Source organism: Antrihabitans stalactiti, assembly GCF_012932915.1.
GTDB lineage: Bacteria > Actinomycetota > Actinomycetes > Mycobacteriales > Mycobacteriaceae > Antrihabitans > Antrihabitans stalactiti.
In genome coordinates this window covers 84,563-100,611 of sequence record NZ_VCQU01000013.1, presented here as the reverse complement: position 1 = coordinate 100,611, position 16,049 = coordinate 84,563, and the positions used below count along the sequence as shown (strand labels likewise).

Sequence of the window (16,049 nt, the reverse complement as noted above, 5' to 3'; positions counted from 1 at the left end):
GAACCTCCTTATGCCACACGTCGTAACACAGTCGTGTTGCAGTGATGCCTCGTGCGTTTACGCGTGCCCGGTCAACTGCATTCACCCAACGCCGGACGAGCCCGACTTCCTGACCGCGGAGATGCTGCACATCGATCCCACATCTTGTGTGGATTGCGGTGCCTGCATCACCGCGTGTCCGGTCGACGCGATCGTGCCGCACAGCAAGCTCGCGCCGAAAGACACGCCGTTCCTGCAGATCAATGCGGACTTCTACAAGACGCCACGCGGTAGTTACCCGTTGCTGGCGCCGATGGTCGAGTCGACCTCGGCCCGCAGCGACCTCGGCAACCTGCGCGTCGCGATCGTCGGGTCCGGGCCGGCTGCAATGTACGCAGCCGACGAGGTCCTCAAGCAGCCCGGCGCCGAAGTCGATGTGTTCGATCGGCTCCCGACGCCTTACGGCTTGGTCCGTGCCGGGGTCGCTCCCGACCATCAGAAGACCAAGCAGGTCACTCAGCTGTTCGACAAGATCACCAAGGAGCGCGGGTTCGAGTTCTTCCTCGATGTCGAGGTCGGCAAGGACATCACGCACGACGAATTGCTGCAGTCCCACCACGCGGTGGTCTACGCGGTCGGGGCGTCGGCTGATCGTCGCCTCGACGTACCGGGTGCGGACCTGCCCGGCGTCGGTACCGCGACCGAGTTCGTCGGTTGGTACAACGGTCACCCCGACCATGCCCACCACCAGTTCGACCTTTCGCAATCGCGTGTGGTGATCGTCGGCAACGGAAACGTCGCTCTCGATGTGGCTCGGATCCTCGTGTCCGATCCCGAAGAGCTCGCGAAGACCGACATCACCAAGAACGCACTCGCCGCGCTGCGCAGCAGCAAGGTGGAGGAAGTCGTGATCGTCGCTCGACGCGGCCTGGCCGAATCGGCGTTCACGGTCCCCGAGCTGACCGGTCTGCTGGCGCACGACGACTTCGACGTCTTCGTCGATCGCGTCGGCGTCGAGCGCCCGACGGGCGAATTCGGTCATGCGGTGACGAAGAAGCTTGCGGCGCTGGACGAACTCAAGGACGCCACGAGCATCAATCCGCGTCGTCGCCGAATCGTCTTCCGCTACCTGCTCTCCCCCGCGGCAGTGCATGGCATCGACCACGTCGAAGCGATCGAGTTCGCTCGCGGCGACGACCGTGAGTCGATCAGCACCGGACTGGTCCTGACGTCGATCGGCTACCACGGAAAGCCAGTGGCGGACTTGCCTTTCGATGCCAAAACAGGCACGGTGCCCAACGAGCACGGTCGTGTGACCGCGAGCGAGGGTGCCTACGTGACCGGCTGGATCAAACGCGGTCCGTCGGGATTCATCGGTACGAACAAGAGCTGTGCGCACGAAACGATCGAGAATCTGATCGAGGATTTCAATGCGCACCGCCTGAACACGCCGACCCGCAAGCGGTCCGATCTCAAGAAGTTCCTCAAGCGTCACCGGGACGGCTTTGTCGACCGGAAGGGCTGGGCCGAGATCGACGCGGCCGAACGCCGTCGGGGCGCTGAGCAGGGCCGGGTTCGCGACAAGGGTTAGCAACCATCACCCAAAGGGGCCTTTCGGGCGTCCTCCGGTGCGCGGAAACTTAGGTCAACGACCCGCGTATCGGAGGAACCCATTGAAGAAGACACCGTCCCTCGGCTTTCGGCTGACCGCTGCTCTGGTCGCCGAAATAACCGCCGCTGCCCTCTTCATGGTCGGCGCCGGGGCGGCGACAGTCTTTTTCTTCTAGCGACCTTTTCTTAAAGCGACCGGACTTAGCGCGCAGCCTCGAAAGTATGGACACTGGAGTGTGACCGGTGACCAACAGGAGGACCACGTGAGTCAACACGGACCGTTCGGATTCGATCCCGAAGATTTCGACCGCGTCGTCGCCGAGGCGAGCGAAGGGTTGCGCGAGGCATTCGACCTGGTCAGCCGGTTCATCGACAAGTCGGGCGATCGCTCAGGTTGGGCATCGTTCATGGACGACATCGGCGGCGGGGCGGCTCGACCGAAACCGCGCTCACCCAAAGAGCCTGCGCCGGAAACGGTCGAGAAGGCAGAGGGCGTGTGGGTGATCTACACCCACGACGACGCTGGCGCAGCCCGGGTCGAGCAAGCGTTCCCGACCGAGCTCGATGCGCTTCGCGCGCACAAGGACAACGTCGATCCGACCCGCAAGGTGCGATTCCTGCCCTACGGCGTGACGATCAGCGTCCTCGACGCCCTCGACGACTGACCAACACTCGTGAGTCTTTTTGGAGTCCCTGGACTCCAAAAAGACTCACGAGTGGTTAGAGGACCTTCGTTCCATACATTTCGCCGAGCGGATCAGCGATCAGCTCGATGCGGGCACCGTCTGGATCTTTGAAGTAGATCGATGCGCCGCTGTGTTCGACGAACTCCACGCCGGCATCGGCGAGCTTGTCGCGCAACCGTTCCCAACGGGAGGGCTCGACACTGATGGCCATGTGGTGCAGACCGCCGAGGACCTCCTGGTACGGACCTTGCTCGAGTCCGGGAAAGTCGAAGAACGCGAGCAGGTTCTCGTTGCCGATGTCGAAGAAGAAATGCGTCGAGCCTGGGTAGTCGCGGTTCTCGATCACCTCGGTGAGCGGAAACTCCAGCAGCTCCTGATAGAACCGGACGGTCTGCTCGACGTCGCTGCTGATGAGCGCGGTGTGGTGCAAGCCGCGCGCCGACGACGTCGGCCGCGAATCGGTGGGCTTCAGGTACTGCTCACGGATCCGTTCCCGCTGGACCTCGAATTCGTCTGTCATGTACTGCTCCTTACCGTCGGCCGAATCGTTTCCGCAAAGCACTTCGCATCCCCGCCAGTGCGTGCCCGACACTCGCGTCGAATGGGTTGTCGTGGACCATGTACGTCCACGTCGACGATGGTTTCAGCACACCGGCCGCCTCGAGGTCGACCTTGCCGTCCGTCACCTGTAGCTCGGAGAACGTCTGCACCGCTTGCGCTTTCGCTTCGTCGACGATCTTGTGGAACTCGGGGATCGCGGCGCGGTGGAACTCGTCGATCGGCGTCTCCTTGCCGAGCGCGCGCAGGTGAATACTGTCGCGGACGTCGGCGAGGAAGGCGAGGTGATCCGCCCACATACGGTCGACCTGGAACAGAAGAATCTCGCGGCAAATCTGTTCCAACGAGCCGTCTTCGAGCTCTTTTTCGAGCTTCGCATAGTGGTCCGCAGCCTCGGCGCGCATCAGCTCGGCAGCAGCGTCACCGTTGAGCGCGGCATCGCGGAACTCCAGCAGGTCGTCGCGCTGACGCTCGATCAGGCGGGTGTAGCGCCACGTGTTGCGATGAATCTCGAGGTTGACGCCTTCGAGCACCCGCTGCGCATGATCGACGTGCGGCGGCACTCGCCGATCGCTGACCTCGCCGTCCTCGTCGGCGACGACACCTTTCGGGACATCCGGTGCTCCCATGAGCACCAACTCGTCTTCGAGGCTCGCGAAGAAGACGCTTCCGCCCGGGTCACCTTGCCTGCCTGCGCGGCCACGAAGCTGATCGTCGAGCCGACTGCTCTGATATCTCGCTGTACCGATCACGTAGAGGCCGCCACGGGAGACGACGTCGTCGTACTCAGGCCCGGCGCCTGTGTGACCGCCGAGTTTGATATCGGTGCCACGACCGGCCATTTGCGTCGAGACCGTGATCGCGGACGGCGCGCCTGCCTCGGCGATGATCTTTGCTTCCTCGGCATCGTTACGCGCATTGAGCACAGCGGCTTTCAGTCCCGCTTGCAGCAACAGCTCCGCGAGCGCCTCCGATTCGGCGACGTCCTGCGTACCGATCAAAATCGGCCGACCGTCGGCATGAACTCGTTCGATCTCGGCGACGATCGCAGCCAGCTTCTTTTCGGTGGTCGTGAAGATGCGGTCGGGCTCGTCGATGCGGATGTTCTCCTGATCCGTCGGGATCACCGCTACCTCGAGCTCGTAGAACTCACGCAACGTATCGGCAACGGCGACAGCGGTTCCCGTCATGCCGGCCACCGTTGGGTAGCGGGCGATCAAGGCCTGCACCGTGCTCGAATCCAGAATCTCGCCGCTGTCCGACGGCGGTAGCTGTTCCTTCGCCTCCACGGCAGCTTGCAGTCCGTCGGGCCAACGCTGCAGGACGGCCACTCGCCCACGCGACTGGTTGATCAACTGCACGGCACCGTTACGGACCAGGTAGTCCACGTCGCGCGTGAGCAGCGCTTCCGCGTGCAGCGCGAGGTTGACCGACGCCAAGCGGTCCGAGCCGGAATCGTCGTAAAGGTTGACCCCGCCCAGCGCGGTCTCGACCTCGGACTCACCCAGCGGCGTCAACCAGACGTTACGACGGTCGGGGTCGAGTTCGTAGTGCTGGCCGGGGCGGAGCCGCCGAACGATGTTGGCAATCTCGACGTGCGCAACGCCCGGATCGACGGACCCGGCCAACACCAGCGGGACCCGCGCTTCGTCGATGAGCACCGAATCCGCCTCGTCGATGATGGCGACCTCCGGGTGCGGGGCCACCTCGTCCCCCGGGACGACGACGAGGCGGTCGCGCAGGACGTCGAAGCCGATCTCGCTGACCGCGCCGTAGGTCACTTCGCACTCGTAGGCGGCACGCCGCTCATCGTGGGTGCTCGATTCCTCGACGAACCCGACGGTCACGCCAAGCAGGTCGTACACCGGGCGCATCCACTCGGCGTCGCGTCGTGCGAGGTAGTCGTTGACCGAGACAACGTGAACATGGTTGCCGCGCAATGCATATCCAGCTGCCGCGATCGCGCCGACGAGCGTCTTACCCTCGCCGGTCGCCATCTGGACGACGTGGCCGGAGAGCACACCCATCGCGCCCAACAGCTGCACGTCGAAGGGGCGTTCGCCGATCGCACGGTCGGCGGCCTCGCGACCGAGCGCACACATGTCGGTCAACCAGCCCTTGTCGTCGACAGACTCCCGCAGATGCTGAGCGGCAGCACCGAGCTCCTCGTCGGACAGCTTGCGAAGATCTGCTTCGCGCTCGCCGATCGCGGGCAACAGTTTCGTGTACCGCGTGAGGTCGACGCTCGCAGTGCGGTCGGTGAGTCGCCGCAGTCGCGCGGCGATTCCCTTTCGATTCGACATCACTCAAGTGTTCCACGCACGCGCTTCGCGCCAACCTCGAGGCGGCGGCGCAGCGTGCGCGGCGGAGCCGGTACGACGTCGCGCAGGTCCGTCAGCAGGTCGACCAACTGTGTGCACGTCTCGTAACGATCGAACGGATCCTTCGCGAGCGCCTTCGCCACGACGGCATCGACGCTGCGTGGAATCCACTTTCGCCGCGCCGACAACCGCGGCGGCGGGAACGAGCGGTGGGCGTCGGCGATGGCGAACCGCGTCGAGTACGGGAACGGCGGTCTGCCGGTCAGAAATTCGACGATCGAGCACGCCAGTGAGTATTGGTCGGTGCTCGGGTACAGCGATTCCGCCTTCAGTACCTCGGGCGCGATGTACGGCATCGAACCCAGCACGTACCCGTAGCGACCGCGTTGACGTGGGTCGTCGAGCCGTCGCGCGATGCCGAAGTCGGTGAGCACCGAAGCCGCCGGGTCGCTGACGCAGACGAGGATGTTCGACGGCTTCACGTCGCGGTGCACCACACCGGCCGCGTGGGCGAAGTCGAGGCACGCCGCGATCGGTTCCAGCATGGCGAGCAGGGTTGCGACATCGGGCTCGGATCGCCTCGTCGGCACCAACTTTGTCGCCGCGACGCCGGGGACCGGTTTCATGGTGAGCCACAGCGAACCCGCCTCCGCACCGTTGGCGAACATCTCGACGATGTTCGGGTGGTGCAGGCTGTGCGCAATCTCGAACTCACGCCGGAATCGCTCCCTCGCAGGTCCCGATTGCATCGCCTCGGCCTTGAGCACCTTGAGCGCCACTTCGCGCCCCGCGCTGGGTTCGTCGGCACGATAGACCAGGCTGCTCCCGCCTTCACCGAGCAGCGACGCCACGACGAAGCCCGCGAACCGGTCACCGGGTGCGAGCAACACCAGACAACAGTAGAGCCGAAATGTCCGGTTGCTACCCGGTCAAGCGACCTTTGATTTCGTTCTTCAACACCTTGCCCACCTTCGATCGCGGCAGGTCCGGCCAGACGATGATTTCCTTCGGCGCTTTGACACTCCCGATGCGTCCTTTGACGAACACGATGACGTCGTCGGGCACCACGGTATGACCGGCATGCGGCTGCACGACGGCGACGACGCGCTCGCCCCACTTGTCGTCGGGCAGACCGATCACCCCGCAGTCCTGGATGTCCGGGTGGGCAAGCAGTGCCTGCTCCACTTCCACCGAGTAGACGTTGAAGCCGCCCGTGATGATCATGTCCTTGGCGCGGTCCACGATGTAGAGGTAGTTCTCCTCGTCGAGGTAGCCGATGTCGCCCGTGTGATGCCAACCGAAGGCCGATGCCTCCGCGGTGGCGGTCGGGTTCTTGTAGTAGCCGGCCATAACCAGTGAACTGCGCACCACCACCTCGCCCCGCTCCCCCGTCGGCAGCAGGTTTCCGGACTTGTCCATGATCGCGACCGTCACCAGCGGCGCAGGCCGACCGGCGGACGACAATCGCGACCGTGCGACGCCGCCGTCGGCATCGAAATGCTCCTTCGGTGGCAGCATCGACACCATCATCGGCGCTTCGCTCTGCCCGAACAGCTGCGCCATCACCGGCCCGATTCGCCACAAGGCCTCTTCCAGCCTGGCCGGCGACATCGGTGCCGCCCCGTACCAGAAGCATTGCAGCGAGTCACGATTCGTCGACGCCAGCGCAGGATGTTCCAGCAGCATGTAGATCAGCGTCGGCGGCAGGAACGTGTGGGTCACGCTGTGGCGCTCGACCAGCGAAAGGAACTCCGCAAGATCGGGTTTGGGCATGATCACAATTTGCCCACCGAGCGCGAGAATCGGGAAGCACAGCACACCTGCCGCGTGTGTGAGCGGCGCCAGCGCAAGGTAGACCGGGCGGCCCTCGAACGGGTACCCCATCAGCGTCAGTGCTGTCATCGTTTCGATGTTGCGCCCGGTCAGCATGACGCCCTTGGGTTTTCCGGTTGTCCCACCGGTGCCGACCAGCAACGCGACATCGTCGATCACCGTCTCTTCGACGGGTCCGGACTCCGCTGCGATCCACTGTTCGAAACCGAGCGCGTCCGGCGCGTCGGCATCCAGGCACACGAGCGTGGTCAGCGCAGGTAAATCTGGTGCGATCTTGTCGACCAGCGGCTGGTAGGCGCCCTTGTAGATCAACGCACGACAGTCGAAGAGCTCCAACAACTCCCGATTTTCGGCCGCCTCGTTGCGGGGATTCACCGGGCACCACACCGCGCCTGCCCGGCTGATTCCGAAAACGCATGTGAACGCTATCGGGTCGTTGCCGGAGAGGATGGCCACCTTGTCACCGGGCGCGACACCGGATCGCCGCAACGCTGCGGCGATCCGGTGGCTAAGGTCCTGTACCTCGCGATAGCTCAGTGTGCGGTTTTCCATGCTGAGGCACGGCGAGTCGGCACCGAGCGATGCGCCCTTGTCGAGGTAGTCGGACAGACGCATTCAGCCCTCCGTGATGACTGGGTCCAGCACGAGGCCAAAGGATTTCAGTGCACCCAGCAACTCACGGTGCCCGAACGCCTGGCACGCAGAGGCGAACCCAGCCCGCTTGGGTGGCTGCTGCAGCAACGAATGTGCCGCATAGGCCTGCAGCAGACCGGTCTGCTTGTAGTTCTGATTGCCATGGATGACAACGTGTTTGCGGCCGAGCGGTCCGGATGCGTACACCGAGTCGATCGAGATGTTCACCCGCCGGTTCTCGCGCGGTGGCATGCCTGCCTGCACGGAGCCTGCGATCTCGGCGAGTGCTGCCTCCTGCTGCTCGGGTGGCAGCGGCTTGATGTCGTCTTCGAACATTTTGGTCGTCTGGACGACGCCTTCCATGACCGAGCGCTCGAAGACGCCCCCGACAGCCTTGACGTTGGACACGCGCGGGTCGTTCTTGAACCACACCGGGTGGGCGGTGCCGCCCCAGGGCAGCGCGAGCGCGAGTTGGTGCTGGCCTGGTACGACGACGTCCGCGTGGAAGCCCGGGTCCCACTTCACGTAGTTGTTCTGTTCGAGGTAGAACCAGTCCGCCTTGAGGATCGTGAAGATGGTCTGCGTAGACGCGTACGTGGGAAATCCCTTCCACAGCACCAAGATGTCGAGCGTATCGAGGCCTGGCGTCTCCAGCGCGATCTGCGCCGCGATCTCGCCGGTCGTGTACATCTGCGCTACGCCTGGCGAGAGCAGCAGCCCCTTCTCTGCGTAGCCTGCGCCGTACTCAGACTCGGCCACCATCATCCAGTCCTGCTCGCCGGTCGTGTCGGTGTAATGACAGCCTGCAGCGAGCGCTGCCTCGACGACTGTGGGTCCGTACTTGATGAACGGACCTACCATGTTGCTGACTACTTTTGCGCCACTGAACAATTCGGTGAGGGCAGTCACCGAATGGTCGACCTCGACAATCTCGTGTTCGACGGTATCGATGCCGGGGACCTTGTCGATCACTTCCTGCATTCGCGCCTTGTCGCGCCCGGCTGCGATGAACGGAATGTTGAACTCGCGCAAGTACTCACAAACGAGGCGGCCGGTGTAGCCGGAAACGCCATAGACGACGACGGGCTTGGTTGTGCTCATGGTATCGAAAGCCTTTCGGTTGGAAGGGTTTTGCAGGAGTTACATGCCCATGCCGCCGTCGACCGGCAAGCCGGTGCCGGTGATGAAGCGAGCTGCATCGGACGCGAGGAACACGACGGCGTCGGCCATATCCGGAACTTCGCCCAGCCGGCCGAGGGGCGTCAGGCCGACGACGCCGCCGACCGCAGCCTCGACGCTCTCGAAGAGCCCGAGTTTTGCCATGTCGGTGGCGAGGCCGAGACCCATCTCGGTCGCGACGAGCCCTGGGTAAATACAGTTCACGCGGACGCCGTAGCCGAGCTTGCCCGATTCCTGCGCCGCGACCCGGGTCATCCGATCGACGGCCGATTTGGTGCCGGAGTAACCGGCGATGCCCGGGAATGCGATCGTCGCGGCGACCGACGAGATGTTGATGATCGAGCCGCCGGCACCCGCTGGGCCGTCCGGCCGCATAGCGCGCAGGCCGTGCTTCATACCGAGGACCGTGCCGAGAATGTTGACCTCGCACATGCGCCGGACGTCGTCGGGGTTGATGTCGACGACAAGCGACGTGATCTCGATGCCTGCGTTGTTGACCAGGATGTCGAGCCCGCCGAGTTCCTGGACGGTCGCTGCGATCGCCGCCTCCCACGCGGCGTCGTCCGTGACGTCGAGGTTTACGAAACCCGTTGTCGCGCCTTTGCTTCCGATCGCGTCGGCGGTCGCTTTGCCTTCCGCCTCCAGCAGGTCGCCGATCATCACCGCGGCGCCGGCGTTCGCCAACGCCTCGGCCATTCCTGCCCCGAGGCCGCGCGCGCCACCGGTTACCAATGCCTTGCGCCCGCTGAGATCAAACACAGTCATCCGCCTGCCTCCTTGAAAGTGATGTGGCTCACAGCGTTGTGCAATTTTGGACGCCTGTCAAGACTTCTCTGGGCAACTGTCAAGATATTTTTGGACAGCTGTCAAGCGACCTGCGTAGACTCCGAAAGGTAAAGTGCACAACCACCAGCAGAAGGACGCCACGCAGTTGACGCAGACCTCCGAGCGCACGCTCGATCGGATCTCGCGCCGCCAGGTCGACAAGTTCGCCGAGCGGCGAGATCAGCTTGCCGAGGCCGCCCTGCACACGCTGTCCGAACTGGGATACGCCCGCACGAGTCTGCGTGAGATTGCGCAGAATTCCGAATTCTCACACGGGGTCCTGCACTACTACTTCCGCGACAAGGTCGACCTGATCACGCATTGCGTCAAGTTCTACAAGGCGCGTTGCGTCACCCGCTACGACGATGTCGTCGCCAATGCGCAGACGCCTGCCGAGCTAGAGGCGGGTTTCGCAACCGCGATGGCAGCCACCCTCCGCGAAGAGGGAACGATGCACCGCCTGTGGTACGACCTGCGAGCTCAGTCGATGTTCGAGGACTCCTTCTCGGCCGACGTTGCCGAAATCGACCGCAGCCTGGAGAACATGATCTGGCGGATCGTCACCCGCTACGCCGAACTGAACAACGCGACGCTCGCCGTGCCGTCCAAGGTCATGTACGCGATGTTCGATGGACTCTTTCAGCAAGCACTGCTTGCCCACCTCAGCGGCGACGCGAACGCCGGCGAGGTACTCGCCGGGAACGTCAAAACCGTTCTCCTACAGGTCGTCGTTCCCGCGAGGTAATACGCTCGGACGAATGATCTTGTGCGCTAACTTGTTTGGCAGGGCTGGGAACCGGGTATCTGCTTAATTACGTAAGCAGACAAAGGAGTTCCAATGGATCTCAAATCCATCATCATTCTCATCGTCGCCATAGTCGTTGTCCTTGCCATTCTCGGCGCGGTGTTCGCATTTTCGCGACGCGGTCGACGTGATCGCATGGCAGCAAAGGCCGACAGCATTCGCCAACACGCAATGACCGAGGCAGCGGCCGTTCAGCAGCGTGAAGCGGATGCGGCCGAAACCGCCGCCGCCGCAAAACGAGCGCAGGCCGACGCAGCCGCGAAGGGCGCCGAGGCGAATCGCCTACGTGAGCAGGCACGCGAGGCACAGGAAGAAGCGGCAGCATCGCGCGCGAAGGTCGACAAGCAGTTCGAACATGCCGCAAAGATCGATCCGCGGGACCGAAACGGCGGACCGCAGCATGTCGGTGAGCGCGATCAGCGACGGGATCAGCAGCGCAACCCGAACACCCAGCCTCAGGTCCAGCACGAGAATTTGCAGGGATACGACTACAAGGGCCAGCCGTTCCAGCAGACGCCCCAGGCGCCGTACCAGCAGACACCACAGACGAACGTCCCACAGGCTGATCCGCGGGTCCAGCCACCGCGGCGCGGCTGACAATCAGCTCGAAAGTCGACGATCGGCGCGCTGCCTAGGACGAGGCAGCCGCGTCGATCGTCGGCTTTCTGTCGTCACCCCAGACGATCCGTTTCGGGTCACCGTGGCACTCGACGATTGCGGCGTGATCGCGGTCGAAGTAGTCCCAAGCCCACGACATGAATGCGTCGACTTTGCTGTGCGCTCCGCTGAGTAGCGACGCATGGACACCGAGCCAGGCGGCGAAGGCGAGCGGACCCTCCAACTGATGCCGGTGCGCGCCCACCTCGGCGATCGCGGCGCCGCGGCCGATCATCGCCATGATGCCTTTGTCCTTGTAGTGGAACGGCTTACGGTTGTGGCCGGCAGCTTCACGTTCGATGTTGTGCGCAGCCCACACGCCGGATTGCTGTGCAACAGAACCTAATTGCGGAAGCGGCGCCCCGTCTGGTCCGGGGATGTTCGCCACGTCGCCGATCGCGTAGACGCCCGGGTAGCCCTCGATCGTCAGGTCAGCGGCGGCATCGAGCCGCCCACCGCGGCCGGTTGTCGGTCCGCAGCCGTGTGCGATCGGCGAGGCCGATTCGCCCCCCGCCCAGATCGCTGTCTGCGTGGTCAGCGTCGAGCCGTCACTGAGCTGCACGCCGTCTGCGCCGACGCTGGTCACTCCCACGCCGAGTTTGACGTTGACGCCATGGGCGGTCAACTTGTCGAAAGCGTAGACGTGTGAGCGCTCGCTGAACGGGGCCAACAGCGCCTTGCCATGGTTGACGAGATGGACCTCAGCCTCGCCCCCGCGGTGTTTCATGGTGCGGAGCGCCTTGAAGAGTTCCGCGAACGCGCCCGCCGTTTCCACACCGGTCGGTCCCCCGCCGACGACAACGACGTCGGTCGAACCGGCGGTGCCTTCGAGCACCCCACGCACATGGCGACGAAGTCGCTCGGCATCGGCCACCGAATACAACGGGAACGAATGCTGTTCGGCGCCAGGCGTTCCGAAGAAGTTGGCGCACGCGCCTGCGGCGAGCACGAGGTAGTCGGAAACGTACTCGGCTCCGCTGCGGACTGTGACCGACCGCGCGGCGAGGTCCATGCCGATAATCTCGTCTTGCACGACGCGGACGTTCGGCAGCTTCGCGAAGATCGCCGCCAACGGCCGTGCAACATCCTCGGCAGGCAACTGCGACGTGGCGATCTGGTAGAGCAGCGGCTGAAATTGGTGGTAGTCGTTGCGGTCGATCAGATGGACGTCGAATCCCTTGCGGCCGAGTTCGTGCGCGCATGCGACGCCTGCGAGGCCGGCGCCTGCAATTACTACGTGGTGCATAACTCCACTGTGCCAGCCAAACCTCGGTGCCGACGCGCGTTACGCCACAAAATTTCCTGCAGAGGATGCATAATCCTCAGTGTTTGGCACTGCCTTCGGCCTGATCAGAGCCACCTTCGAGGATAGGAGCCCCATGCGACTCAATCGCGCTCCCTTGGTTTCCGCATTTGCAATCGCCGCCATGTCGGTTTGCGCCGGCGTCGTGCACGCGGACCCGGGTCCGGCCGATGCAAACGTCAGCTATCAGGTGGTCCAGAGCGCGGACGGGCGGTCGATCGAGACGACACTCGGCAACGGAACATTCCGCATGAGCCCGACGGGAACCGCGGTCGATATCGTCAACGCCGTCGGGACGACCATCGACAGTCTGCCGCTGGCATATTCGGTGCGCGGCAACGCGTTCCCGATCGCCGCCCAGATCGATCCGGCCGGAAGCACGCTCACCCTCACGCCGGAAACCACTCCCGTCGCGCTGCAGAATGTCGACGCCCGTGGCGATGCCTACGACAACATGGTCCGCCAGTGGGGGCTCGGCTGGTCCAACGACGGCGGAGTGCGAGCCGGCATCGGCACCGCAATCGGCGTCGTCGTCGGCTGCATCCTCGTTCTGATCGCCGCCTGCATTCCCGGTGCCGTGCTCGGCGGATTCATCGGCGCCGCAATCGGTGTGGGCGCTGCCAACCCGGGATTCCTGCCGTCGGTCAACAGCTTCCTAGCAACGTTCTAGACCAACACTCGTGAGTCTTTTGGGAGTCCATGGACTCCCAAAAGACTCACGACCTCGGTCGGGGCCGCGCGATCTGCGAAGACCCAACTCCGGAGCGCGAGGAAGCGCATTCCACCGACGGCTGCACCGACCCCGATCACGACCAACCCCGTCATGACGCCGCCGACCGCAGGAAAGGCGAAGTGCAGCAGCGCGATCGCGGTCGAGCTGACCGCGAGTCCGACGAACGCCAATCCGCCGCCTGCCCACTGAGCCTCGAACCAGCCGACCCGCCCGGCGGCATGGAAGGTGAGGCGGCGATGCAGCTCGTTCGCCAGAGCCGTGCTCACGATCGTCGCAACCATGTTCGCCAGCTGAGCGCCGTCGCCACGCAGGGACAGGAAAATCACGAAGTAGACGACGTTGCACAGACCGCCTACGGTCGCGAACCGGATGAGTTGGATCAGCGCCTTCGCCATGCAGGACACGTTACTACGTCTGTAGTGAAATTACTACAGCCGTAGTGCCGTGATGCGCGGCACCGAAGGCGCACAATTATGCGGTGATCGAGACCATCGAATACGCGAAGCGCGATCGGATCGCGTTCATCACGCTGAATCGGCCTGAGGCCAAGAATGCAGTGACCCCCGAGATGCACGAAGAGCTGTGCCGAATCTGGGCCGACTTCCGCGACGACGATACCGTCGACGTCGCAATCCTGACCGGAACAGGCGACGCGTTCTGCGCCGGCGCCGACCTCGCAACCTACGTTCCGATCAACTACGTCGACGCTGCACCGAGCCGGGTCCGCGAGATCGTCGACCTCGGTTTCGGTGGAATCACGCGCGGACTTCATCGCATCACCAAGCCCACAATCGCCGCGGTCAACGGGTGGGCACTCGCGGGCGGACTAGAACTGGCCCTGGCGTGCGACCTGCGGCTGGCCTCCGACCGCGCCAAGTTGGGCTCGTTCGAAGCTCGCCGCGGGTTTCATCACGGCGACGGCGGTATCACCAGGCTCGTAAACACCTGCGGCGTCGGCGTCGCGATGCAAATGGTGCTCACCGCCGAACCGATCGACGCGCAGCGCGCACTCCAGTGCAACATGGTGACGAAAGTCGTTCCACACGAACAACTTATGGACGAGGCCGAACTTCTGGCCCGCCAAATCCTGCGCAACTCGCAGCGTGCCGTCCGCTCGGCGAAGGAGACGATTCTGGAAATCGTCGGCAAGCCGCTCGATGATCAACTGCGCATCGAGGGCTGGAACTCCTACACCTGCGTCGACCAAGACGAGGCGCGCGGACTACTCGATCAGTTCTTCGAGAAGACCGACTCCGGACGAGCAGGCACCCGATCCACATCACTGTAAGCGAGCTTTCTCGATCCGTGTTGCCCACCCGTCCGGGTCCGCAATCAGCTCGCCGGGAGGCGTCTCCCAACATTGCAAGAGGAGGTCGTAGCCGACGCGAATCGTGTCGGTATGCCGCGACCAGTGCAGCCGGGCCCATTCGACTTCGTCACGGACCGCGCGGTGCCCGCATTCGTCGTCGATCACCAAGTCGAGCTGTAGGTCTCGCCGAAGCACAAGGGCTGCATCACTATTCGGATTTTCAGTCCGCAAGGCGTGTAGCAAGCCCGCGGTCGAATCGAGGACGCGAGCGTCAGCCCATTTCAAGTTGTGCCGATGAGCACGCGGTACGACCAGCCACAGGGTCGCGAGCGCGACGACGACCCCAATCAGCGTCTCGATCAATCGATCTCGCATAGGTGCCGCGATCGGTCCGCCAGATGCGCCCACGCCACCGATCAGCAGCGCGACCGGGGTAATGAACATGACGGCAACGCCGTAGTTTCGGGCGATCATCAGATCGATGAGAAACATCAACACCATCAGCAGGAGCACCAGAGCCGCTCCCGTCGCGCCGACCTGATACGCGACGGCGAACAGCGCCAGACCGACGACCGTCCCGACCAGACGGTGTAAGCCCCGAACCGTTCCGACTATGCGGTCTGGCCCCTGGTGTACAACCAGAACGGCGCTGATCACGGCCCAGTCGGGCCGACCGAGGTCCAGGAGGATGCCGACGCTGCCCGCGACTCCCGATGCAACGAGCGCGCGCGTCGCGGAGACAGCCGCATGCGAGTGCACGGTCAACGACCGGTGGGCGCGCGACCGCTTCCCCGCCGCCCCCAACGGCAACGGCGGATCGAGTTGTTCGGCTGGGTCTGCCGCGACGACGCCGATGAATTGCCGATGCTTCGCCAACAGCATCGTGACCAGGTCCGAGTCCGGCGCTCGTTGCGGAATACCGGCGTCGTAGAGGGCAACCCACCCTCCGTGCAGCAGCGCAGCGGCAGCACGATGGGCGGCGACCGCAGGCTCACCACGCTCTCGTAATTCGACGTAGGCGTCGATTGCACCGACGGCCCTGGCTACGGCGGCCCGCTCGGGAGCGCTGCGGTCGAACAACATTCCAGCCATCGACACCACGACCGACGAGACGATTCCGACCACCGCGCATGCCGCAACGGTGCCGACGGGAATGCCGGCCCGCGCAACCCCCATGCCGACCGCGCAGACCAACATGAAGAAGAACGCACCTGGCGGTCCGGCTCGCAGCGCACTCACGATGAACACCGCAACGCAAGCTATGACCGACAGCAACGCGACCTCGATGAAGTGGTCGATCTTGCCCGCCGCCGGCCACAGGCCATCGATCTGCGTGCCGACGGCCGCGCCGAGAACGGCTGCCGCCGCCAGACCCGCGCCGGCAACCACGACTGCCCGCCAGCGCGCACGGTACGGTCGCCCTTCGCCGTACATCACCGCGAACGCTCCGACCGACACGATGAGCGCCTCGCGGCTGTACCCCGCGACCACGAAAATCAGCGCTGGAAGACCGAACGCCACCGCGGACCGCAATCCCGCGGCCCAGCGCACGGGCGTCCCGGGCGTTGCGACCAACAGCGATCGACGCCGAGGCACTGCCGGCAACGGGGAGTCCAC

General features: G+C 64.2%; 15 protein-coding genes. 6 read left to right on the top strand and 9 right to left on the bottom strand.

Annotation, left to right across the window (positions count from 1 at the left end; genetic code table 11):
* The first annotated feature begins 10 nt into the window (after positions 1-10).
* Both FGL95_RS28400 and FGL95_RS28395 read left to right on the top strand, forming a co-directional pair.
* Positions 11-1,570, top strand: coding sequence for an FAD-dependent oxidoreductase (locus FGL95_RS28400; RefSeq protein ID WP_169593710.1), 1,560 nt, complete (start codon positions 11-13; stop codon positions 1,568-1,570).
* Between the two features lie 283 nt (positions 1,571-1,853).
* Positions 1,854-2,255, top strand: coding sequence for a hypothetical protein (locus FGL95_RS28395; protein ID WP_169593708.1), 402 nt, complete (start codon positions 1,854-1,856; stop codon positions 2,253-2,255).
* 55 nt (positions 2,256-2,310) lie between these two features.
* On the opposite strand, the gene FGL95_RS28390 is transcribed toward FGL95_RS28395, so the two are convergent.
* The 6 genes from FGL95_RS28390 to FGL95_RS28365 are packed head-to-tail and all read right to left on the bottom strand — an operon-like array spanning position 2,311 to position 9,565.
* Positions 2,311-2,796 (bottom strand): VOC family protein, encoded by a 486-nt coding sequence (locus FGL95_RS28390; RefSeq protein WP_169593706.1) that lies wholly within the window; start codon positions 2,794-2,796, stop codon positions 2,311-2,313.
* Between the two features lie 10 nt (positions 2,797-2,806).
* Positions 2,807-5,137 carry an accessory Sec system translocase SecA2 gene (gene secA2, locus FGL95_RS28385; RefSeq protein ID WP_169593705.1) on the bottom strand — a complete coding sequence of 777 codons (2,331 nt, stop codon included), beginning with the start codon at positions 5,135-5,137 and terminating at the stop codon, positions 2,807-2,809.
* Positions 5,137-6,045, bottom strand: coding sequence for a serine/threonine-protein kinase (locus tag FGL95_RS28380; protein ID WP_338080069.1), 909 nt, complete (start codon positions 6,043-6,045; stop codon positions 5,137-5,139). Before FGL95_RS28380 ends, secA2 begins: the two co-directional genes overlap by 1 nt.
* Before the next feature lie 31 nt (positions 6,046-6,076).
* The gene (locus FGL95_RS28375; protein WP_169593703.1) at positions 6,077-7,603 is read right to left on the bottom strand and encodes an acyl-CoA synthetase; all 1,527 of its coding nucleotides are present in this window, start codon (positions 7,601-7,603) and stop codon (positions 6,077-6,079) included.
* A complete protein-coding gene (locus FGL95_RS28370) occupies positions 7,604-8,722 on the bottom strand; it encodes a DUF5938 domain-containing protein (protein WP_169593701.1) in 1,119 nt (372 codons plus the stop codon). It lies immediately after the preceding gene.
* 39 nt (positions 8,723-8,761) lie between these two features.
* Positions 8,762-9,565 carry an SDR family NAD(P)-dependent oxidoreductase gene (locus FGL95_RS28365; protein ID WP_169593699.1) on the bottom strand — a complete coding sequence of 268 codons (804 nt, stop codon included), beginning with the start codon at positions 9,563-9,565 and terminating at the stop codon, positions 8,762-8,764.
* A gap of 133 nt (positions 9,566-9,698) precedes the next feature.
* Here FGL95_RS28365 and FGL95_RS28360 point away from each other — a divergent pair, with 133 nt between their 5' ends.
* Together FGL95_RS28360 and FGL95_RS28355 are read left to right on the top strand one after the other, a co-directional pair.
* Positions 9,699-10,370 carry a TetR/AcrR family transcriptional regulator gene (locus tag FGL95_RS28360; RefSeq protein ID WP_420838097.1) on the top strand — a complete coding sequence of 224 codons (672 nt, stop codon included), beginning with the start codon at positions 9,699-9,701 and terminating at the stop codon, positions 10,368-10,370.
* Positions 10,371-10,463: 93 nt separating this feature from the next.
* Positions 10,464-11,027 carry a hypothetical protein gene (locus FGL95_RS28355; RefSeq protein ID WP_169593698.1) on the top strand — a complete coding sequence of 188 codons (564 nt, stop codon included), beginning with the start codon at positions 10,464-10,466 and terminating at the stop codon, positions 11,025-11,027.
* Between the two features lie 34 nt (positions 11,028-11,061).
* On the opposite strand, the gene FGL95_RS28350 is transcribed toward FGL95_RS28355, so the two are convergent.
* Positions 11,062-12,333 carry an NAD(P)/FAD-dependent oxidoreductase gene (locus FGL95_RS28350; protein WP_169593696.1) on the bottom strand — a complete coding sequence of 424 codons (1,272 nt, stop codon included), beginning with the start codon at positions 12,331-12,333 and terminating at the stop codon, positions 11,062-11,064.
* Between the two features lie 133 nt (positions 12,334-12,466).
* Here FGL95_RS28350 and FGL95_RS28345 point away from each other — a divergent pair, with 133 nt between their 5' ends.
* A complete protein-coding gene (locus tag FGL95_RS28345) occupies positions 12,467-13,060 on the top strand; it encodes a DUF8020 domain-containing protein (protein ID WP_169593694.1) in 594 nt (197 codons plus the stop codon).
* On the opposite strand, the gene FGL95_RS28340 is transcribed toward FGL95_RS28345, so the two are convergent.
* Positions 13,057-13,518: a GtrA family protein gene (locus FGL95_RS28340; protein ID WP_169593692.1), complete on the bottom strand. Its 462-nt coding sequence runs from the start codon at positions 13,516-13,518 to the stop codon at positions 13,057-13,059. The genes FGL95_RS28345 and FGL95_RS28340 overlap by 4 nt on opposite strands.
* A gap of 83 nt (positions 13,519-13,601) precedes the next feature.
* Between FGL95_RS28340 and FGL95_RS28335 the strand changes: the two genes are divergently transcribed.
* Complete coding sequence (locus FGL95_RS28335) at positions 13,602-14,411, top strand: enoyl-CoA hydratase/isomerase family protein (protein WP_338080068.1); 810 nt, start codon at positions 13,602-13,604, stop codon at positions 14,409-14,411.
* On the opposite strand, the gene FGL95_RS33045 is transcribed toward FGL95_RS28335, so the two are convergent.
* Positions 14,403-16,049, bottom strand: a complete 1,647-nt coding sequence (locus FGL95_RS33045; RefSeq protein ID WP_169593691.1) for an FUSC family protein — start codon at positions 16,047-16,049, stop codon at positions 14,403-14,405. The two genes, FGL95_RS28335 and FGL95_RS33045, sit on opposite strands and share 9 nt — an antisense overlap.